Origin of the sequence: Paraburkholderia metrosideri, from assembly GCF_904848625.1 — a bacterium.
GTDB classification, from domain to species: Bacteria; Pseudomonadota; Gammaproteobacteria; order Burkholderiales; family Burkholderiaceae; genus Paraburkholderia; species Paraburkholderia metrosideri.
Genome location: NZ_CAJHCP010000008.1, coordinates 114,541 through 133,704 on the forward strand (window position 1 = coordinate 114,541; position 19,164 = coordinate 133,704).

A 19,164-nucleotide genomic window follows, 5' to 3' on the forward strand; every position below is an offset into this window, starting at 1 on the left:
ACTGCTCACACCGGCCGATTTTTCACGGCCTTTCCTAACATCGATTCGGAGATTTGATTTTCTCTTCTACCGTCGACTTTTGAAATATCTCTCACCAAGCCCTTCAGTCGGACAAATGCCTCGGCCGCAAATTCTTGGTCGGACATCTCGTCGCGCATCGCCTCAAGCTCAGACACTGAAGCCCGTCCTGTTCTTCCCAACTCACTAACCTCGACGGTTTCCGGATTTCCTTCGACAGACGCCGATAGAGCAAATACCCAGTCCACATACCGCGACAACGACGACATGCTTTTATGTCCAGTCCGCTCCATCACCTCCTGCGCAAACCGAGTCATATGTGCAAGTAGTTCTGAGAACTGGTCTTTGTTCTGAACGTTGTAAGCTCTGACTAATCGAAACAGCGCTAACGTGATATAGCGATGACGAAAAAGGTGTGGGTGAGCCTTTCCCTCAATCCCGGCTGCCTTTCTTAATAGATGCAGCTCCAATGTGATGGTGTTTGGTTTAATCGGCGCGCCGGTTTTTTCATTTAAGAAGACAAAATCATTGTCTTCCTTACCTAACCTGCGAGCGACAAGTGGACCTCTATAAAACTTGATGTACTCAATTAAATAATCCAGTTCTGAATGGCTGACTGGCACCAAACGAGGCACCGGTTCTCCACCGCGCTTGAACGTTAGTAGCTTCAAGAAGGGCCGTTCCATCGCCTTCGCTGAAAGAACATCTGACACTCGCAGATTCGCGAGCTCTATGCGCCGGCCTCCGGTCATATCAAGAGCTCTCAGAAGGACCAACCGCCGCCTCTTTACGAAGCCCGAAGACTTAATGCCATGTACGGCCTTACGAAGACGATTTATATAATCCTCTGGAACCGGGTATCGCTTATCCTCGGGGCTTTTGGCCGGTAGACACGAATGGTGCCAATATTGGCGCACTACCGGTGACCGACCGTCCGACGCTTTCGTATATGTCCGAAGTTCTGCTTTGATAAAAGCTCCATCGGGTGACAGAAAGTCAGGGATGTGCCAGCGATTGCCCACGAAGTCGAGGAACGAGAGAGTTCGCCTCCCGATACTCACCACTGACCTGTCGCTCCGTGACCTCTCGCCATCAGGGGTCTTGGCGGTCAGCTCGTCGATGAAATCTATAAAGTCTCCATCCTTGAGGTTGTGAAAATCTATCTTCTTCCCATGGCAAAAACGCACTATATGGCTCAACTGCGACACGTATGTCCCAGGTGTGCCACCTCGGTCGGCCAACGAAAGGTTCTTCTCCGCTAAGGAATGTATGAATCCGGCCATCTCAGGAGACCATCCACCGTCTGGCCAAACAGGTAGCGGCAACCCAGAGACATCTCGCGTGATTGCATCTTTGCCTCTCTTGACGCGAAAGAGTCTTGTCCCTTTTGGCGCCGAAAAAAAAGTTTTGCCTTTTTTGCGCGGTAGAAAACCTAATATCTGAGCTGTTTCAGCCATTTTTCGACCTCGGAGTCTTTCTTCACAACAGGCCGCTTGGCCAAGCTGAACATCGAAAGCAGAACACTCTCCTGCTGATTCCAATGTTCTACTAATGCTGCGTTGCGGGTTAAGTTCGCAAGAACTCGAGCCTGTTTTAATGCTTCATGGAAGGCATTGGTTATTTGCCAGCAATCAACCAAGACTTGCACATGTTCAGCCTCCGCCGCACGAAGGTTGCACTCCAAACTTGCCTTAGTTCGTCGCTTCGGCTTTGTCCCGTCGACCATGGCTTCCTGAATCCTCTCCAACGCTTTAAGCCGCTCTTCATCAAATCGCTCAAAGCCTCCCTCAAAGATTCGCTCAGCGGTTCGCTCTATCGTACAGCGCGAAGTCGCATGGATACCCATCTTCGCTCTCGAAAGATGCCCAAGTCGACTTTGTCGCTTGAGCGCAGACAACAGCAAATCATCTCCAACAAATGCGCTAGGATTCGCGATGACATTAGCAATAAGCTTCGCTAGCGCAACGATACTATGTTCGTTCTTTGTCCGAGGCTCGCGTTTTACCTTCATCTCGGGCCTTTCAATTTACAAATAATTTTGTACGGGAAATTCGCCGCAAAGGGGAAGAACTCTGGCTCGACCTCGATTTCGCTTCCAATCAGCGACTCGAGATATGCTTCGAGTGCGTCCGCGTCTACGAGCGAAAATTTCCGAGTCCCAAATCGTTCTTCGACCATCGAACTGAGCAAATCTTGGGCACTCTCGTGCATCTCAATCACGCGCGATTCTGCAGGTAAGAGAAGTTCATCAGTAAGAAAATAAGCTGCAGCTTCGCGGTACAAATCACCGGATACATTGTTCGTTAGATAGTTCCACAGATGTTGCGCGTCCGCATGCGCGACGAACCAACGTAACGTGCCAAGGTCACCCTGTCTTGCACTAAAGAAAAACGCAATAATGAAAAAGCGACGGAACTGATGCTCTCGTAGGTAGAAGCGGGCTCCGTCATCCGACAGCGGGGTTTCGAAGAAATCACAAAACGCGTCAATGCAGTCATTGAAGCCGCTCGCCGTCGCTGTTCGCATTCCTCCGAACCCAGGAATGTCGAACAGACGCCCTAACTCGTCAGTTATACCGTCGTTGAGCAGCCTCTGGCGAAACTCTTGAATGATGGAAAATGCTGCCTCCACCGCAGGAGGGATTGGTCGGACTTCTTTCTCGCGAAGTCCCGCTGCTCCCGATTTTCCGTTTGTAAAGTGAATGAAACTGCGAGATTCATCTAGGCAGCCCTCGACTGGCAATCCCGTGAGCTCATCTTGCCTACGAGCGGTCATTGGCCCAACTATATGAACGACGCTGCCGTAAAACACGTAAATGTTTTGCAACAGCCCGCGCCCTTTACGAAACTCAGAATAGAATTTTTCCCTACTCCATCGTTGTTTCCCTGCGCGGGCCTGCAGGTATCGATTTCCCACGCTGACCGTGCCCGCGTGAGTACGAAGACACCACTGAGTCACACCAAACTTTATAGCCCCGGGCGTTAGGAATTCACGAAAATCGTGAGCTAGCAACAGTCCATAAGGTGTTACACCTTCACTTTTCGCTGCGGCCAAGACGTTTCCGTAGCTGGTGAGGAATTCGTCGCCGTGTTTGCTACAAAAACCAATTCCATTCTTCAACCCATCCATCACCTGCCAGAACGGTGGGTTCCGGAATCGTCCCGGCATTGCGACACGCTCCGGAGAAACGGGCTTATATTCGCGTGCCGTCTCGAAAGCTTCGACAGATACGTCGAACCCAGCAGCGCTCAGATGAGTGAAGGAACTGACTGCTCTGCCTCGGCTGCTGAGGTAACTCTGAGTCGGTCCCTCTCCCTCGCCCGTGCGTACGTTCACACCGGGAAACTCCCTCACGTATTTATCTACAGGATTAAGACACAATTCTTCAAAAACTGGTTTGGGGCCCTTTCCGGCGATGGTACCCGGATAAATAGTGGCCGAGAGTTTCGTCGTACTCGGAGTGAATTTATAATTCATAGTCTTACCGGCTGGGTTGTAGTAGCCGTCTAACCATAAGACCGCTCTCCAAAGCACCATCTTGCGTTCGTCCGCCTTTAGGACCCATTCTTCGTTGGGAACTGCGATGTGGGCGAATCTTTTATCGCTATCTACCAACTGTTCCGCACGTGAGCGAACCTCTTCAAGTCGCGCGTCGAGCCAGCGAGACAGAGAGCTCTTCCAGTCGTAGATGGCGTCCACGTCTGTCGGGCCAATTTCATATCTATGCATCAGCGTGGCGACGTCATTCTTGCTAATGAGCGAGAGGCCATTCCGAGCAATTTTTAACTCATCTTGATTTAACAGAAAGTAGTCGACAACGCGACTCGCTTGCGCGACCGATATGTTCGCCCTTGATGCTACCGGCTCTCGTCCACCGCACAAAGTTGCGTCCGTCTGAACGACTAGAAACGATTTGAATAGATTCCTTGTTCCTGTATGACGCGCGTCGGTGAGGAGGCCGTCACCGAAACGTACGCGCCAATCAATTGTTCGACGCACACCGCCGAAATTCAAAAGCCATACCCCCTCATCGAAGTCACTTACGAGCCAAGTTGCCTGCCGATACAGCAGTTCGCTGACGAGCGACATCTCCTGGAGGTAACCAAACAAATTTTTTGGCATTCCTCTAAGCATAAATCGCCTCGCAATCGATTAACGTCACAGAAGCGCGCTCCCGGGCAATTTCCAACATAGCTATGAAATCGTCACGAGGCGGCGAACTCTGCTCGATATAGTTGAAAAGCCCAGTCGAAAAATCGCGCCACATTCTCGCCAAGCGCGAAACGGTTCTTCCAGCAGGTTGCTCAACGGCCAAACGCAAGCTTTCGAGAATGGTTAAATTTTCGACGCAGACCGAGAAGACCACTTCATCGTCAAAATGTCCCACTTTTGCTTTTGCTTTTGCTTTTGCTTTTGCTGCCGGCTGGGTCGCGTAGTCGCGCGGCCGCCACTTGAGGGCGTGATTTTCGAGAAACTGCGTCATCTCGTTTAGCGTTGTGAAGCCAGTAGCTGGAAGAGCGAAAGGACTTTCCTTTAGTGCCTCCAGCAGAATTCCGCACTGGAAGAGCCTTACCCATCTATTCTGGAAAAAATCGAGCAATGCTGGAGGCATGTACCTCTTCAGGAGCCGCATATCGACGCTTTCGTGTCCGAGTAGCTCAGCGAGTTTTCGGATGCTTGGCTCTTTGACATACGCGCAAACAGCTACGCTTGCCCGGAGGGTGGTCAAAGAGAAACTTTTGGATAGTCGCTCGACAGAGTCCGCTGGAATTACTTGACTGGCCAGGAAACTGGCAGCCATAGCACCCGTCTCCCGTCGATACGAGGTTTCCTCGGGAGGACAAACCCGCATTGGATAAGAAAAGCCTTTTCCGCATTGTAAGAAGAGGTAACGCCAAGTCTGGTCCTTCCGACGTTTCAGATAGTCTCGGAGAGGACGGGTAAGTTCTATCACTTGCGCAATTACGTTAGAGTCCTCTGTAGACAGATGGATTTGCTGATTGGCTGTTGCGGGTCCTTTTCGCAACTTGTGCCCGTCAAGAACCCATCCAATGTCCGTTTGCCCAATGCCAGCTAGTTCAGAATTCGGCTCATACAACATGAGTTCTTCGAAGAATGAAGCAGTTAGTTTCGGGTGCGCAAGCACGAGAAGTGTCATATGCGGAATGAGCGCAGATTTGACTGGAAGACCGAATGTGTCTGAAGCAAGTTCGCCGAGCGGCGCGGGATAGTGCGACCTCAAATCTCCTTCTCGGCTGGGAACGAATCCGTGATGCTCAAAGGTCGCACAAGCGTTGGCTTCCCAGTTGGGGCTTCCCCGTTTCACGCTGTCGACGCGGCCGATTGATACATTCGGCCGAATTTCTTTACGTGTCCCCGCTTTCGCAAGCTCAATTCGTCGCTGGCGGCGATTCCAGATGTTATTCACTTCACGCAACGCCCACCGACGAATCGCTTCGACATCCTCGCTAACTTGGTGGTATAAAAGCTGAACTGCTTGTTCGTTGCTGATGTAGAGCGGAACATCTGTCAACAATTTGGTGACGACAATGGTCCCATCTTTCTCGACCCTTCGATGGGTCTCAGACTGAGGTCGCTCTTGTTCAGGTAGGCATGGAATTTTCGTTTCTTTGGCTATCAGGCTACCGGCACAAAGATACGTTTTCACGAAAAAAGAAAAATCAACCCACTGGTCCCGAAGAGTCGAGTACTGCAGACCTCGTTCGTCGAAATCCTTTGCTGTTAAGTTAAGGAACTTCACGAGCAACTGGTGCATCCGAACAGGAGACGAAAGCATTTCTCCCGTCCAATCTCTTGGAAGCAAACTGAGGAAGTCGGCGAACTGTTGCACCAATGGCAGATTTTGTGCTCTCCTTCCAACGTAGAATCGATTTACCGAGTGTGCATACGTGGTAACAAAGTCCCTTCCATAGCGAACATATAGCGCCCGAAAGTCGTACCATCTCGTCTGGCCGGCGCGATTGAGAAATGCCCATCCTCGCCACAGTTCGACCTGAGCATCTATTAACGGAAGCTGTTCGAAACGCTCACTTGCGTCCGCGAACCAATCCGGTTGATTAGCCAGACTTGGCTTCGGAACCTCGAGTAGAATTTTTGGGCACACCTGTCCTAATATAAGCCTCCAGTTACGTGCCCAGCGATAGCGCTTGTCGCTTGTTGCCTCATGGAAACGCTTCGAGTAAATCGCTCCAAAAAAACCAATTGCGGCTGATAAAGGCCTGAACGCACCACCGACGTAATCAAGTCTTTGTCCTGTGACCGCCAGGTATGCTTCCAGTACGCGAAGCTGAACCGGTAGGTTTTTAACGTCGGTGTCGTTACATACCTTTCGAACCAATTGCGTCACTTTCTTTACTGCGCGCTTGCTGAGGCACTCGATTGGGTATGAAGCCTGCCAGTGCGCACTTCTGATAATTGCCTCGGATTTCAACAAAGATTTGACGCCTTCTGGAGCATATCGAGTATCCGTCGCTATTTGACTCATCTTTCATCACCATGAGATTTAAAAACGTTTTCCTGTACTTAAAAGAGGTCGTGCAAGCTCGGGATGCTGACTAGACGTGCCTTCGTATGGCTCAGTGCGAAAAGCTTCATCGCGTCGGAACAGAGCAGTTGAACAGATTCCGAATACAATTTAGTAATCCACAATAAATTGATTGGCTATGTGTCGTTATCAGTAAGCCTTTGTCCCATATGGGCCAAGGCTTGTGGCCGGTTCCTGAGCAGAGTAACTGGGCGTCTAGTTGTGCATGTAACACCGCATTTTGCTGACATCCTTTAACGAGGTTTCGTCGCCTACGCTAAAGCACTCCGGATGACTAGTGGTCCGCCCCTTTTTTATTTAGAACCATGTATAAGACTAAATAGCTAATTTACTATGGGATTGTGTTGTATTTTGGCAACAATTTGTTTTTTGGTCCAGGGGATGCCACCCCCTTTTCGACAAGGGCGCCGTTCTTGCAAATAGGGCAAGTCCAATCTCGACCTGAGTGGGGGGTGATTTGTGGCGGCCTCCGTTCCTACTTTCAGCAATGCCACCTGGAGTTCGAAGAGTTCGTTGGGCATCAGAACGTATGCGGACACAGTTGGTCCCAACGAGCCGCACCTATAATTAGCTCCGCGCCACGTTCTAACTCCTACGCCGAAGCTGTCAACCAAATGACCATTTTTGAGACGAACGAACAGCTGGCCGAGACCTATAGGGAAGCTCGCTGCTTTTTGGGGCTGGACCAAGCCGCTCGCGCGGAGTCTGATTGGTTCAAGGGTTTCCTAGCCTATGCCCCGGTGCGGAGCTTTTTCAAGCAATCTGTATTCGACAAGGGGACCGTGCTGAAGGTAGCCGCGATTACCCAAGTCGCACGGGCGTATGTGGCCTGCTTCGAACGGGAGCCTTCCGTGCCGCTGCCTACGGCGGCCAACGTGCGCGGTCTGATGAAGAAGGCCGCCGCCTTCGAGTCCGAGCTTGATGCTGAAAGTTCGTCTTGGGTGCCGCCGGAGGTGGAAAAGAGCTTCCGTAGCCCGATGAAGAGCCTCCGGGATGCGGCATCAACAGTCGAACGTCGGTCTGCGGGACGTCCGGCATTCAGCGAGCGGCGCATCTTCGTATTGCACCTTGCTGGGGCGCTCTATGGAATGTGCGGCGACTTTCCGGGCAGGTTTATTGCCACGGTGGCTGCTCGGGTATGGGAAGACACGGACGACCGTACTATCCGGAAAATATTGACCCAAGACGAACGGGACGCCATCAAGCGCCACGCCGAGAAGAACCGCCGGCAAGTAGCTGAAAGCGAAAACGTCGCACACTTGCTGCTGAACCGCGCCAGTATCCCGTCGAAGACTTCCCCCCAAGTCCGAGAGCCGCAGACGACCAGCGAGATATTTGAAATGATGCTGGCACTCGCGAAGCGCATTCCAGACGAGACCATATCAATCTCGGCCGTCAATCTCATGGACACGCTTCGCCAAGAAGCCGAAATTGAGCCGGATTTTCCACCTGACTAAAGCGGCCGAAAAAAGCGTCGAAATCTGTCGAATTTCGGCCGGATGATTTGCCCGTGGAATCGTCGGGCATTTCGGTAGCAGTGTTTCGTGACGGAAGGCGAACAATACGCCTTGTCTTAACTACTACCGTTTCGAATGCACAATCTCCTGTCCTTCGACCGCATCATCGCCACTTGGCCGGATAACACTGCCGCGCATCAGCGCGCGCGTTTGCTTGAGGCGATGAGGGGACGCTCAGGTGTGACGACGCTGGAGGCGATGCGGTTTCTCGACATCGTCGACCCGCGGGCGCGGATTGTCGAACTGCGCAAAGAGGGATACCCCATCAAAACTTCGTGGGTGCATCAACCGACCGAATGCGGGCGGCTGCACACTGTCGGGTTGTATACCCTGTCCTGCAACTTCGAGCTTGTCGCAATTACCAAGACCTCAAAGGCGCCCAGCCACGGAATCAACCAGCAGATGAGGCTCGCGCTGTAGCCGCGCGAGACTTAGAGGAGCCGTTTATCGAGTCCTTGCTCACTGCGCGCGAAAGGCGGCCGCACCGTTATCACGGTCGCCTTGCGGCATTGTCTCCGTTTGAACAGTGAGACCTCGACGTTTGCGAACCATGTTTTCTACTTTATATGCTGCGTTCAATGCGTCGAGGTTCAGTACGTCATTGACTCGGTGAATGTGCCTTATCACGCAGCGGCGGCAACGTCATCGCCGGCCCCGCCCGCAGCGTTTTTAATAGCTTCTCTGGCCTTCTCGTATTTCTTTGCTGAGCGGCCGCTCTTATCGTCGGGTAGATGCATCAGTACCACTGCCATGTGCCGGATTTGACACTCAAGCCCACTCGCGACGTCAGTGTGGAATGAGTTGTAGGCTAGCTTAGGCCGCAGCTTGCAGTCCTCGACGCGGAAGTTTTCCAACTTTACTGTCGCGTCATTCGCAACCGTTGCTGCTTCTGCTATCCACTCCTTAAGCAGCACTGCCGCCTGAGGGCGCAACGTATAGGCAATCAAGCCCCCACGCGCATACAGAGGATTGGCGTTTCTATAGCGCGTGGTGAGTTGCAAGAAGCCTTCACGAAGGTCTGTCAAGCTATTAAATTTTTTGGCCTCGCCAATCCACGTCCAGTCAGGATTGAGACAGCGCACGGTTAAGTCCTTATTTCCACCACCAGTAGTCCCCGTGGTGACTGAGAAGCCCGCCATTTCAAGAAGATTCATCAACTTAACAGTTAGCGCGTCTTCGCTGTCTTCCTGGTGATGTTGTGGATTCTCTTGAAGCTTGGCAATAGCAAAGTCGAGAATTTCATCGTAGATTTCAATGAATTCCTCATAGCTCTCGACGTAAAACAGTCGAACCATATTCCGAGTAACCGGGTTGTCCTTTGCCTTATCGTAAAACGCAGCAAGCGAGACGTTTGGCAGACTCATTTGCGAAGAGCCCTCTTTGCGACTTCCGAAGGCGTAAAGCAAATGAAGAGCTTTGAAGGAAGCTCATCGTCTTTCTCTCCGGTCACGGGGTTTATGTTTTTCTCGGATGCGGCTCGAGCGGCATCGTCGTCGAGTGGAACGACGTCATCCGCATAGATGTATTCGAACTGAAGCTTCAGCAGCTGGAAGCTAGCCCCTGTTAGCAGGCTTACAATGTTCAATACTGCATCTTGTTGATTCGCTTGCACCCTATCGGCTGCTTCAAGGAACAGGGAAAGCGGCAGGAACGAATTGTCGAGGTTCTCAGCCAACAAATCGATGATGGCAGTACCTATGCGCGTCTCCGGGGCATCACCCCAGAGACGAGCCAGTCCTGCTACCGCGTCTGCCTTACTCGCCGGAATCATCGACGTTCAAATATATTTGACGACTTTGTTAATACCGACCGCAAGTAACGGTTCGGTGTCAGCAGTCACCGTAAATCCTCTGAGTTGAGGGGCAGCGCTAGAAACCTCGCGAATCATAGCTCTCATGCCGACCTCGACCTTTCCAACCGGGGCTTTCGACTCCCAGTCTACTGTTAGTGCATATGGCTTCAATTGATGATTCACCGCCTGAGCCCCTGCGTTGTGGAACTTCTCAGACCGAAGGTCATCATCAGACTTAATCATCTTCTCATGTTTCCGCGAACCGGTCAGTGTGCGAAAAGACATTGAACGTACAGTTCCTTCGCTCTTCGTGAAATAGATGCCACCTATCGAATCAAAAACGTTGTACGGCTGGTCTTGATAAGCGGGTTGCAACTCGGGCAGATTGTTGCATAAGGCGCCGAATACACTCAGCACGACCGTCTCGATATTGCCTAGGCCCTTCGTCGGCTGGTCGATGCAAATCTCAATGCGATTCAAACCCAAGCGGATAACAGCGACGTCGTAGGCTTGGAAGTGGACCTTTCTGACCGTGATGAGCTCTTCGATGCCCTTGTACGTTTGTTGGACCAATTTGGGCAGTTGGTCATACTCGTACCTATCCCGGTCATCATAGCTGCGGACAGAGCAATACACCAAGGCGTAGTCGTTCGGATTCAACGGACGCACTTCAACCAATGTTGGCACAGAGGGTGCACTGAGAAGAGGACTTGCTGGAAGTGGTAGTGGGTAAGACTTTGAAAAGTCCGAGACCGATACCGTGGCAGCACCTATCTTTTTACGTAGAGCCGCGTTAATTCCATCCGGCAGGTCGTAAACCTGTACATAGCGCTCCCCAGCGATGATGTGGTCACGAAAGTAGTCTGACAAAAATTTGTTCAGCTTGTCGTCTACTAAACCACCAAGCTCTGCCCAGCCGGTGCCATTGGGAAGACTGGCTTTTTTGAGCGCCTCCCTCAGATTCGCCCAGATGCATCGATTCCGAAGTGCGTCAATCACATCGGCGGGTTTCAATGCCGCATTGAATGGTTTTGGTTGCGCTGCAGCCACCGCCATGTAAGTCTCTCTCAGATTTTAGTTTTTAAGGTATGCGTCACGCTCACTCCGGCTTAATATGAGGAGCAGTTCGACTGCGCAATTTTAGTGCAAAGCCAGACGGAAAAATAGTATTACGTTAGATATACGGTGCCGTTTTTCTCGCGCCCGATAGCCTTTGAAAGCCTTCGAGATTGCCGCGACGCGCGCTACTCAAACTAGGCTGCACGGTATATCCATACAGTATTTGGGGTGCATAGCGGTGCCCCGTCGTCCCCTGCCACAAATCCCCTTCGTCACCGCTAGCCGCACTACGTCGCCTTCGGCGACTGCATGTGTCCGGTACCGAATACGACGAGTCCATCCCGGCGCCTGAAAAGCGGCACATATGTATGCGATACTAATACGCGTCAATGCTCCTGTTGTAGTTCGCGAACGAGCTCGTCTTTGGTCGTCGGGGACAGCGCCTCTCGCTTCAACTCCAAGGTCTTCAGGAGATGCCCGTGGGACAGCTCGAAACTATCCAGCAATGTGTACCAGTTCATGACATAACGTTTCATTCTGTCGTCAACGCTGACTAAGCCCATTTCACCATGTGCCAGCTGGTTTTTTAGACGACTTTTAATCTCAAAATCAGCCCCCGATATTTTACGACCAACGAGAATCAGTTCGAAGTGCATTCGCTCACTGGAGAACGCAGGATGCTTTTTCACGATTGCTGCATAGTCATCCAATTGCCGTAAGTGCTTGTAATTGAGTGCGATGCCAGGCCGTTTAATCTCGATAATGATGCAACGATAGTAGGGTTGTCCCAAAGAGTCTCGGGTAGGATATTTTCGGGCAAGGAAGATATCGGTCTGTCGATTCACTCCTGCAAAATGGGCTTGGTCTTCCACGTCCTCTGCGTCAACAACATTGACGTCTTTCAGCTTCTCGCGGAGATTTCGTGCGACCGACGTGAAAGTGTCCTCTTCTGCGCCGATGGTTTCATACTGGTTACCGAAGAGCCACGTGTTGTTCTCGATTATTTGCTGAAGGTCGGGCGTTTCCAGTACGGTGCGATAGTGTTCGTCCATCAACTTTCGCAGTTTTTGGACGGCAAGTTGCCGCTGCTGCAATAACTCGATAGTGCTGATGATATGCTCAAGTGTAGTGTGTTGCAGTTGGCGCGAGAGGGCCAGCAAATTGGGCTCATCAAGGTCCAACACCTCGCTGATGATTTCAAAGAGCGCGTCGTTTTCGTTCGATACCGAGAGTCGGTCCAGAAGTCTGACAACAATCTTTTTTTGCTTTTTGTTTAACGAATTAATCAACGTCGGGTCGGACATATAGACGAGACGCACTAGGTTGCGAGTATTCTCCGCTCGCCACTCCGCGTACGGAATCGGCAAACCCACATAACTGGGGAAGACGCCGTCTTCGTCGAACTTCTTGAGCTCTCCCTCCACATATGAACGCAAAAATTCAGCATAAATGTGTGTAACCTGGTCGTGTATCTCGTCCGCAAGCTTCCTCCATTCCTCCGAGGCGGTCGTGCGCGCGCGTTCTCCGAACAGGTCGCTCGGCTCGCTGCTGAAGTTGTCTGCCCAAGGAGATTGAGCATAGACGCTTACGAAGAAATTGGCCTTCTGATTGAAACTGCTTAGCTGCTTGTGACGAACTTTCCCTTCCGAATCGAGCAAATACACATATGATTTTTCGGAGGTCGGCTTTTCGTGCCAACGTAGGACTTGGACATCGAAGTGTGCGGAGCCGATATCTATCGAGTGTGTGTGTCTGTCGTGTGCAGGAACCGCAACGTCTATCCCATTCAACGAAATTGCCCGGTCAGAATTCAGCGCGAGATACCACCCGAATTCGACTGCGAATTTTTCGAGGAGCTGTGCGACGGGAGGAAGATTGGAATGAAGTCGCTTTAGCTCAACGACGGTGCCGCTGGCGTAGTTCAGCAGCAGTTCGTGTTGCTCGATTGGCTGTATGTAGTCGCCTGTAAAGGCTTTAATGTTACCGTCTAAAACTCGAATGACAGCATCGATGTCGCCTCGGCGGGTCCACCAGGCCGCTTCGCTAGCAAGTCGATGAAAAGCTAAGCGCCCCCGTCCGTGAGAACCATGTTGTTCAACGTTCTCCTTCTTTTGTGAATCATTGAACTGCCCGAAGTTGTCGTCAATGTTGCGGACGTCGACCCCATCCCCATCGTCAAGAATCGAGACATACTCAATGCTCTCAAGTGCATTCTCGCGCAGACCGACCTCGACTTTTTTCGCTTTAGCGTCCAAGCTGTTCCAGACAAGCTCAAACAGTGCCTGCCACGTTTCGTAGCTTCGAAAGTGCTTCTTGATGCCCTCGTCGCTGATTTGAGCGGTTCCAGAAAGAGTCTTGTCAGCCATCGTTTTTGTCCTTGGTCGGGTCTTGACCCCGCGGAGCCTGAGATTATCCGATATTAGAGTCTTGAGTGAGAGAATATACGGAAGCCTCGAAACTACCGCCTCAGCGTTTCGACGACAGCGAGCCGCTTTGGGCACTAACCCCGAAGACCGGAACGATTGAGATACCAGCACTGATTCTTCGAAGCTGGGTCCCCCCCAAATTACGTGGCGTACGGAGATGACGATTGAACGGTCCGAAAACACCCAACCCGGAGGCATTTAAGAAGCAGCTGTTGGGTTTCAATCGGAAAGTTGCGCATCTTGAACAGAGTCGCTACTTCCGCAGCCGTCCTGTCATGTTTGAGGCGAAACGCGCGCCAGGAAGAATTCTATCCGTCGAGAAAGTCTCGGATGACGACGAAGAGCTTGCATACTGCCTGGAGCTCGAGATGCAGGTCTCGGAGATGAACCTCTGTTTCCACGACCGAGACAATTTAGACGCGTTCATCCTGACCTACAGAATGCTCGTTCAGAAAAACGATAGGTTCAGCATTCGACAGTTGGCCGAGCGTTACCAGTTCGTCCATTATATTTTTCGTGACGCTTTTTATCATCTTCAAGACTTGAATGCAGAGTTCTTGGACTCACCGAGCGGATGGACCTTCTGCGAAGAAACTATCTCTCGGCGCGACTTCCTAGACACAATAATCTATGGGGAGTTAGCTCACAGCACCGAACAAAAAGCCAATAGTTTTGCCAGTTGGACAGAATGGGAAAACCATGGAAAAGCGCTCTGGCTGCTATTTGACCATACTTTGCGTACTGCGATGGAAGCGCTTCGACATTTCAGGGACATCAATGCGGCGACGCTGATGTTGCATTTCGGCATACCTGTGACCGAAGAGACAGTGTTTCAGCGCCTTCAGGAGAAGTGCATCATTCGTAAAGACCTGACGTTTGAAGATGCGCAGGCCCGTCGCAAGGAACCTGAAAGTGACGACCCTCGAATGAGTCCGTAAGTAACTGGTCGACACGACAACGCGCCTATCGTTCGCGTCAAGGTCAGGCGATTGGAAGCGGTACGCCTCATTATGGTATTTCATACGCGCAGCGCAGGAGAGCCAGTAATCTGCGTCCAAGGGCACAGTATTCGTTCTTGTCAAACAGACTGCCTCGTGCCGCAGGACCTGTCGTCGGAGTTATGGCACATCGGAAGCACGTATTTGGAGATTATCGATGCCTCACGAAATCAAGCAATGGAAAGACATCGCCGATAACTACGACGATACGGTACTGTTGGGCAACGGTGCAAGCGCCGCTGTCAACAAATCGTTTCTGTATGGCTCTTTGCTAGAACGTGCTCTTGCAGACAAGTCGATATCGGAAGATGTGCAGCTAATATTCGACTTCTTCAAAACACCAGATTTTGAGTTTGTGCTGCGAACAGTTTGGCAAGCGACGAACATCAACAGCGCGCTCAAGATTGAAGACAAACGGACTCGGGAGGCCTACGAGAATGTCAGGACGGCTCTCATTCAGGCTGTGCGACAGGTTCATCCCGGCCATGACGAGGTGAGTGTTCATTTTGAACCCATCTATCGCTTCTTAAAGAGATTCAAGACAGTCCTGTCCTTGAACTACGACCTCATTGTGTATTGGACGACGATGTTCGGTATAGACTTACGAGATGGGCATTCCTTCAAGGATTGCTTCCCGTACGGTGAGTTTCGTGAAGACTGGGAAGAATTGAGAAAGCCGATACGAGGCAACCAGTCGGTCACGCTTGTATTCTATCCGCACGGCAATCTCGCGCTTGCTCGCGACAAAAGTGAACAAGAGTCGAAGATATTTGGTGGAGATGGTCGGCTTCTCGATGCCATCCTCGCGCGGTGGGAGTCCGAGAATTTTGTTCCTCTGTTTGTCAGTGAGGGGACTTGGCAGCAGAAGGTATCGGCAATACGAACCAGTTACTATCTCTCTACCGTGTATCGGGAGGTCCTTACGTCGGACCAATCGACTCTGGTCATCTACGGTTGGGCACTCGGCGACCATGATGTACATATTCTCAACCAGATAAAACGAGCGACAGTCAAGCGAGTGGCCGTCTCGGTTTATCAGCATTCACAGTCGTTCTGCAATCACGCGCAATATCTAGTTGAAGAGAACTTGGGTGCCGGAATTGAAGTGGAGTTCTTCGACAGTGCAAGCGACGGATGCTGGATACACCCCGCAAGATAAAAATCTGGAGTGCCCCGTTGTATCGTCCGGCAACCTCTGGTCGGTTTTATCCAGTTTGCGCTCTTGCGTAACACTGGGAGCTTGTCATGTCGTTCGCTACGAGTCGGCATGGCGCTTTGGGTAATAACGTCGGCTACCGCGAATTCGGCTTCGAATGTCATGCTGCTGGCTTCTGGAATGGACTACCCAAGCGGCGTCAGGCCGCGAGTCGGTGCTCGTAGTACGGCCGGTCCTTGTCATCCAGGATGGCGTACATCGAATCGAGGGTTGATGCGCCCGGATTGAGCCACCCTTCGATGTTCTCTGGCTTGATGGGGATGATGCAGCGGTCATGGCCAGCCGCTTCAATCTCCGGAGGCGGGTCATCAGTGATGGCCGCGAACGACAGCAGGTCCGGCTCACCCGGCTTGGTCCATCTCGACCACAAACAGGCGACGTACATCAGTTGCCGGTTGCTCGGTTGAAACTCGAGGACGACGTTCTCGTCCTTGTGCGTCTCCAGCATCGTGCCTTCCATCTTCGCCTTCTTCACGTTTTCGTAGAAGACCTCGACGAGCATCACGCCATGCGTGTGACCAAAGCACAACTTCCAGAAGCCGTCCAATGAATCTTTGCGAGCATTGTATGTTCCGGGATATTTCACATCGAAACTGGCCGGCGTGCCAGGAACCCTGCACTGGTAGCGCATCGGCTTGACGACATATTCGCCATTCTCCATTACCAGCACTGGCGCGTACCACCCTGGAAAGATGCGCGAATCGCGAGGCTTCGATTCGGTCCGGTTGATGTCTTCGATGCCAAGCAGCGCGGATTTGATTTTGTTGGTAGCAATGCGCCGGCTTTCGGTCGCAGCCTTCGTCACCTTCGATTCCAACTTGCGCTCGGCTTCCGCCAGGCGGGTGCGTTGCTTGAAGAGCTCCTGCTCGAGTTTTGTCTTCTGCTCGCCGCGCGTCTTTTCGATGAATTGCCGTATCTCACGCTCGTCGTCGGACTGTGGGTCGAGAAAAGCATCATCGAGTGCCTTCGGCGTTTTCGCGCCGCTCCCTTCAGCCTGCAGGAAATAGAGACGCGCAAACTCAGCGATGTCCATGTGTGCGCCGAACATCCGAACGTACCGACGATAGTCCGCCAAGATTTGAGCTGAATAGCACATGCGTCATCTCCGTTGACTGCACCGCGTTTCGGTGCCGATGCATGACCCGTCACATCCCCGGCAGTAATGCCGGTCCCGCACGCTATTGTCGACTGGCCAGCAATTCGGATTGTCACTCGCCTTCGTGCCGACCGTCCGGCCATTCTCCCATGCGAAAAAGGTCGGCTCGCCCGCTTTGCCGCGTGCGACCGCCTGGTCGATGGTCGCATCTCCGAACGCGTCGCGCAATTCGGTCACGAACGCCGCAATCTCCGGCATCGGGTGCTTTCGAACAGGCATGTCCATCATGCGTCTCCTGCGGCGACTTAAAAAGGGACACTTCACAAACGGGGTTTTTGATATAGGATACTGTACATCCATACAGTATTTTTGCAACATGGCCGCTTTGCCTCAATACGTCGAGTCGATTCACCCAGCGCTCTGGCGTGGGGCTCAGCTCGCGCGTGCTCACGGCAGGACGGTCGATACGGGCTACGCAGCCTTGTCGGCCGAACTACCGGGCAGCGGCTGGCCGCTGGGCGCACTGGTGGAACTGCTGGTCCAGCAGCCAGGGATTGGCGAGATGCGGCTCCTGAAGCCGGCGCTCGCCGAGTTAAGCGCGCGACCAATTGCGCTACTGCAGCCACCGCACGTCCCCAATTCGCTGGCGTTCTCGTATCTCGGCCTGCCAGTTGAGCGGCTCATGAGGCTGCGGGCACCGAAGGCGGCGGACGCGCTCTGGTGTGCGGAGCGCGTGCTTCAGGCGAAGAGCTGCGGCGCACTCATTCTGTGGCAGCAGCACATCCGGACCGAAGCACTGCGGCGATTACATCTGGCAGCGCAGGCGTCCGAAACGCTGCTCGTGCTCATCCGGCCGCTGGCGAATGCGCAGGACGCATCGCCCGCCACGCTTCGACTGGGAGTCCGACCGGCTGACGGTGGCCTCGTCGTCGATGTCGTCAAGCGACGGGGCCCAACACGAAGCGAACCGCTGTCCATCAACCTGCAACCGTCACCGATTCTTCTCAGCCCTTATGGCCGTGTTCGTCGCCATCTTCCTGCCCCGGCTTTCGCTGGAGGTGTTCCGTCCGAGGTGGTCACCTCGGACTGAGCACGGCTGCGTCGTGCTGGAACGCGACAAGGTACTGGTAGCGGATGCGATGGCGCGGGAAGCCGGTGTGCTGCCGGGAATGAAACGGGGTGGCGTCATCACGTTGTCGCCCGACGCCCTGATGTACGACCGGAGCGTCGAGCGCGAGCGTGACATGCAGCGTGAGGTCGCCTTCGGTCTGCTGCGCTTCTCGCCGCAGGTTGCAGTCTGCGACGAGGAAACCATCGTCATGGACGTGACGGCCAGCCTGCGTCTCTTTGGTGGCATCCGGCGCGTCTGCGCGCTGATGCTCGACGTCGTGAAGACCGTCGGCGTGACCGTTCGCATGAGCGTGGCGCCAACCGGCCAGGGCGCATGGCTGCTCGCCAAGCGAGGCCGGTGCCGCGTGCTCAAGATGCCGACACTTGAGCGCAACCTTGACGCCCTGCCATTCACCGTCGTTCAGGAGCTTCGCGCATTCGCGGACTGGTTTCAGGGCTTGGGCTGCCGGGTACTGGGCGACATTCGCCGTCTCCCTCGCGCCGGGTTGAAGAAGCGCTGTGGCGTGGATTTGCTGGACGCGCTCGACCGCGCCTATGGTCTGTCGCCCGAGCTGTATCAATGGCTGGAAATGCCGCCGACATTCAGCGCGCGCGCCGAGCTTCCCGACCGGGTCGAGCATGCGGATGCCATCCTGTTTTCCGCGAAGCGTCTTATCGTCCAGATGTGCGGCTGGCTCACTGCGCAGCAGCTCGCGCTGACCCACGCCACCGTGTCACTTGAACATGAGCGTGGACGTGAAGCCGTCGACCCAACCATCCTCGAAGTCGCGCTCGCAGAACCGACGTGGCATGAGGAGCACCTCGTTCGTCTGCTGAAGGAACGCCTGGGGCGCGCCGAACTGCCGGCAGCGGTGCTCGCGGTTCGCCTGACCGCGTCCAGCGTGCAGCCCGCCGAGCCACCGAGTGATTCGCTGTTCCCCGACCCGGGCGGGTCGGCTGAAGACCACAATCGCCTCGTCGAACTGCTGGTCGCGCGACTCGGCGCGGAGAATGTGGAGCGCGCGGCGCCGACATCCGACCACCGGCCGGAGATGGCGAATCGCTGGGTACCCATCCAGGCCGATGCGAAAGTGCAGGCGCCACCACTTGGTCTGCCTCGACCCATCTGGCTGCTCGAGGAACCCATCAAGCTGATGATGAAGAACCATCGACCGTTTTACGGTTCGCCGCTCAGACTCGTCTCGATGGGCGAACGCATCGAAGCGGGATGGCATGACAGTGAAGCAGTCACGCGCGATTACTACGTCGCGGAGGCAGCCGACAAGAGCTGCTACTGGATTTATCGCGAACGCCCCGTCGTGAAGACGGAAGAAGTCCGCTGGTTTCTCCACGGCCTGTTCGGATAA

General features: G+C 53.3%; 16 protein-coding genes. 6 read left to right on the plus strand and 10 right to left on the minus strand.

Features of this window, described 5'->3' with window-relative positions; translation table 11 throughout:
* Window positions 1-5: 5 nt before the first annotated feature.
* The 4 genes from LMG28727_RS18945 to LMG28727_RS18960 are packed head-to-tail and all read right to left on the minus strand — an operon-like array spanning window position 6 to window position 6,523.
* The gene (locus LMG28727_RS18945) at window positions 6-1,475 is read right to left on the minus strand and encodes a tyrosine-type recombinase/integrase (RefSeq protein ID WP_201643840.1); all 1,470 of its coding nucleotides are present in this window, start codon (window positions 1,473-1,475) and stop codon (window positions 6-8) included.
* Window positions 1,451-2,029, minus strand: coding sequence for a hypothetical protein (locus LMG28727_RS18950; RefSeq protein WP_201643841.1), 579 nt, complete (start codon window positions 2,027-2,029; stop codon window positions 1,451-1,453). The genes LMG28727_RS18945 and LMG28727_RS18950 overlap by 25 nt, the downstream gene beginning before the upstream one ends.
* The gene (locus tag LMG28727_RS18955) at window positions 2,026-4,152 is read right to left on the minus strand and encodes a hypothetical protein (RefSeq protein ID WP_201643842.1); all 2,127 of its coding nucleotides are present in this window, start codon (window positions 4,150-4,152) and stop codon (window positions 2,026-2,028) included. The genes LMG28727_RS18950 and LMG28727_RS18955 overlap by 4 nt, the downstream gene beginning before the upstream one ends.
* Entirely contained in the window at window positions 4,145-6,523 is a 2,379-nt protein-coding gene (locus LMG28727_RS18960; protein WP_201643843.1) for a hypothetical protein, read from the minus strand. Before LMG28727_RS18960 ends, LMG28727_RS18955 begins: the two co-directional genes overlap by 8 nt.
* A 674-nt stretch (window positions 6,524-7,197) precedes the next feature.
* On the opposite strand from LMG28727_RS18960, the gene LMG28727_RS18965 reads away from it, so the two are divergent.
* Together LMG28727_RS18965 and LMG28727_RS18970 are read left to right on the plus strand one after the other, a co-directional pair.
* The gene (locus LMG28727_RS18965) at window positions 7,198-8,040 is read left to right on the plus strand and encodes a hypothetical protein (protein ID WP_236592090.1); all 843 of its coding nucleotides are present in this window, start codon (window positions 7,198-7,200) and stop codon (window positions 8,038-8,040) included.
* Window positions 8,041-8,175: 135 nt separating this feature from the next.
* A complete protein-coding gene (locus LMG28727_RS18970) occupies window positions 8,176-8,520 on the plus strand; it encodes a helix-turn-helix domain-containing protein (RefSeq protein ID WP_201643844.1) in 345 nt (114 codons plus the stop codon).
* Between the two features lie 203 nt (window positions 8,521-8,723).
* Here the strand turns inward: LMG28727_RS18970 and LMG28727_RS18975 are convergent, their stop codons facing one another.
* From LMG28727_RS18975 to LMG28727_RS18990, 4 genes are all read right to left on the minus strand, one after another.
* A complete protein-coding gene (locus LMG28727_RS18975; protein WP_201643845.1) occupies window positions 8,724-9,464 on the minus strand; it encodes a hypothetical protein in 741 nt (246 codons plus the stop codon).
* Window positions 9,461-9,871, minus strand: coding sequence for a hypothetical protein (locus LMG28727_RS18980; RefSeq protein ID WP_201643846.1), 411 nt, complete (start codon window positions 9,869-9,871; stop codon window positions 9,461-9,463). Before LMG28727_RS18980 ends, LMG28727_RS18975 begins: the two co-directional genes overlap by 4 nt.
* 6 nt (window positions 9,872-9,877) lie before the next feature.
* Window positions 9,878-10,948, minus strand: coding sequence for a hypothetical protein (locus LMG28727_RS18985; protein WP_201643847.1), 1,071 nt, complete (start codon window positions 10,946-10,948; stop codon window positions 9,878-9,880).
* Between the two features lie 389 nt (window positions 10,949-11,337).
* The gene (locus LMG28727_RS18990) at window positions 11,338-13,317 is read right to left on the minus strand and encodes an ATP-binding protein (RefSeq protein WP_201643848.1); all 1,980 of its coding nucleotides are present in this window, start codon (window positions 13,315-13,317) and stop codon (window positions 11,338-11,340) included.
* 224 nt (window positions 13,318-13,541) lie between these two features.
* On the opposite strand from LMG28727_RS18990, the gene LMG28727_RS18995 reads away from it, so the two are divergent.
* Both LMG28727_RS18995 and LMG28727_RS19000 read left to right on the plus strand, forming a co-directional pair.
* The gene (locus tag LMG28727_RS18995) at window positions 13,542-14,315 is read left to right on the plus strand and encodes a hypothetical protein (RefSeq protein WP_201643849.1); all 774 of its coding nucleotides are present in this window, start codon (window positions 13,542-13,544) and stop codon (window positions 14,313-14,315) included.
* Window positions 14,316-14,532: 217 nt separating this feature from the next.
* Window positions 14,533-15,534 (plus strand): DUF4917 family protein, encoded by a 1,002-nt coding sequence (locus LMG28727_RS19000; protein WP_201643850.1) that lies wholly within the window; start codon window positions 14,533-14,535, stop codon window positions 15,532-15,534.
* A 196-nt stretch (window positions 15,535-15,730) separates the two neighbouring features.
* Here LMG28727_RS19000 and LMG28727_RS19005 read toward each other — a convergent pair whose 3' ends face one another.
* Together LMG28727_RS19005 and LMG28727_RS34235 are read right to left on the minus strand one after the other, a co-directional pair.
* Entirely contained in the window at window positions 15,731-16,687 is a 957-nt protein-coding gene (locus LMG28727_RS19005; RefSeq protein ID WP_201643851.1) for an SOS response-associated peptidase family protein, read from the minus strand.
* Window positions 16,688-16,690: 3 nt separating this feature from the next.
* Window positions 16,691-16,972 (minus strand): hypothetical protein, encoded by a 282-nt coding sequence (locus tag LMG28727_RS34235; protein WP_236592120.1) that lies wholly within the window; start codon window positions 16,970-16,972, stop codon window positions 16,691-16,693.
* 91 nt (window positions 16,973-17,063) lie between these two features.
* On the opposite strand from LMG28727_RS34235, the gene imuA reads away from it, so the two are divergent.
* Both imuA and LMG28727_RS19015 read left to right on the plus strand, forming a co-directional pair.
* On the plus strand, window positions 17,064-17,777 hold the full coding sequence (gene imuA, locus LMG28727_RS19010) for a translesion DNA synthesis-associated protein ImuA (RefSeq protein WP_201644125.1): 714 nt from the start codon (window positions 17,064-17,066) through the stop codon (window positions 17,775-17,777).
* Entirely contained in the window at window positions 17,701-19,164 is a 1,464-nt protein-coding gene (locus LMG28727_RS19015; protein WP_201643852.1) for a Y-family DNA polymerase, read from the plus strand. The genes imuA and LMG28727_RS19015 overlap by 77 nt, the downstream gene beginning before the upstream one ends.

What these genes read in the sequence shown, in the direction of transcription:
- LMG28727_RS18950 (WP_201643841.1), bottom strand. Translation starts at nt 2,029, where the DNA reads ATGAAGGTAAAACGCGAGCCTCGGACAAAGAACGAACATAGTATCGTT.
- LMG28727_RS18970 (WP_201643844.1), top strand. Translation starts at nt 8,176, where the DNA reads ATGCACAATCTCCTGTCCTTCGACCGCATCATCGCCACTTGGCCGGAT.
- LMG28727_RS18960 (WP_201643843.1), bottom strand. Translation starts at nt 6,523, where the DNA reads ATGAGTCAAATAGCGACGGATACTCGATATGCTCCAGAAGGCGTCAAA.
- LMG28727_RS19000 (WP_201643850.1), top strand. Translation starts at nt 14,533, where the DNA reads ATGCCTCACGAAATCAAGCAATGGAAAGACATCGCCGATAACTACGAC.
- LMG28727_RS34235 (WP_236592120.1), bottom strand. Translation starts at nt 16,972, where the DNA reads ATGGACATGCCTGTTCGAAAGCACCCGATGCCGGAGATTGCGGCGTTC.
- LMG28727_RS18990 (WP_201643848.1), bottom strand. Translation starts at nt 13,317, where the DNA reads ATGGCTGACAAGACTCTTTCTGGAACCGCTCAAATCAGCGACGAGGGC.
- LMG28727_RS18965 (WP_236592090.1), top strand. Translation starts at nt 7,198, where the DNA reads ATGACCATTTTTGAGACGAACGAACAGCTGGCCGAGACCTATAGGGAA.
- LMG28727_RS18980 (WP_201643846.1), bottom strand. Translation starts at nt 9,871, where the DNA reads ATGATTCCGGCGAGTAAGGCAGACGCGGTAGCAGGACTGGCTCGTCTC.
- LMG28727_RS18955 (WP_201643842.1), bottom strand. Translation starts at nt 4,152, where the DNA reads ATGCTTAGAGGAATGCCAAAAAATTTGTTTGGTTACCTCCAGGAGATG.
- LMG28727_RS18975 (WP_201643845.1), bottom strand. Translation starts at nt 9,464, where the DNA reads ATGAGTCTGCCAAACGTCTCGCTTGCTGCGTTTTACGATAAGGCAAAG.
- LMG28727_RS19005 (WP_201643851.1), bottom strand. Translation starts at nt 16,687, where the DNA reads ATGTGCTATTCAGCTCAAATCTTGGCGGACTATCGTCGGTACGTTCGG.
- LMG28727_RS18985 (WP_201643847.1), bottom strand. Translation starts at nt 10,948, where the DNA reads ATGGCGGTGGCTGCAGCGCAACCAAAACCATTCAATGCGGCATTGAAA.
- LMG28727_RS18945 (WP_201643840.1), bottom strand. Translation starts at nt 1,475, where the DNA reads ATGGCTGAAACAGCTCAGATATTAGGTTTTCTACCGCGCAAAAAAGGC.
- LMG28727_RS19015 (WP_201643852.1), top strand. Translation starts at nt 17,701, where the DNA reads ATGGCCGTGTTCGTCGCCATCTTCCTGCCCCGGCTTTCGCTGGAGGTG.
- imuA (WP_201644125.1), top strand. Translation starts at nt 17,064, where the DNA reads ATGGCCGCTTTGCCTCAATACGTCGAGTCGATTCACCCAGCGCTCTGG.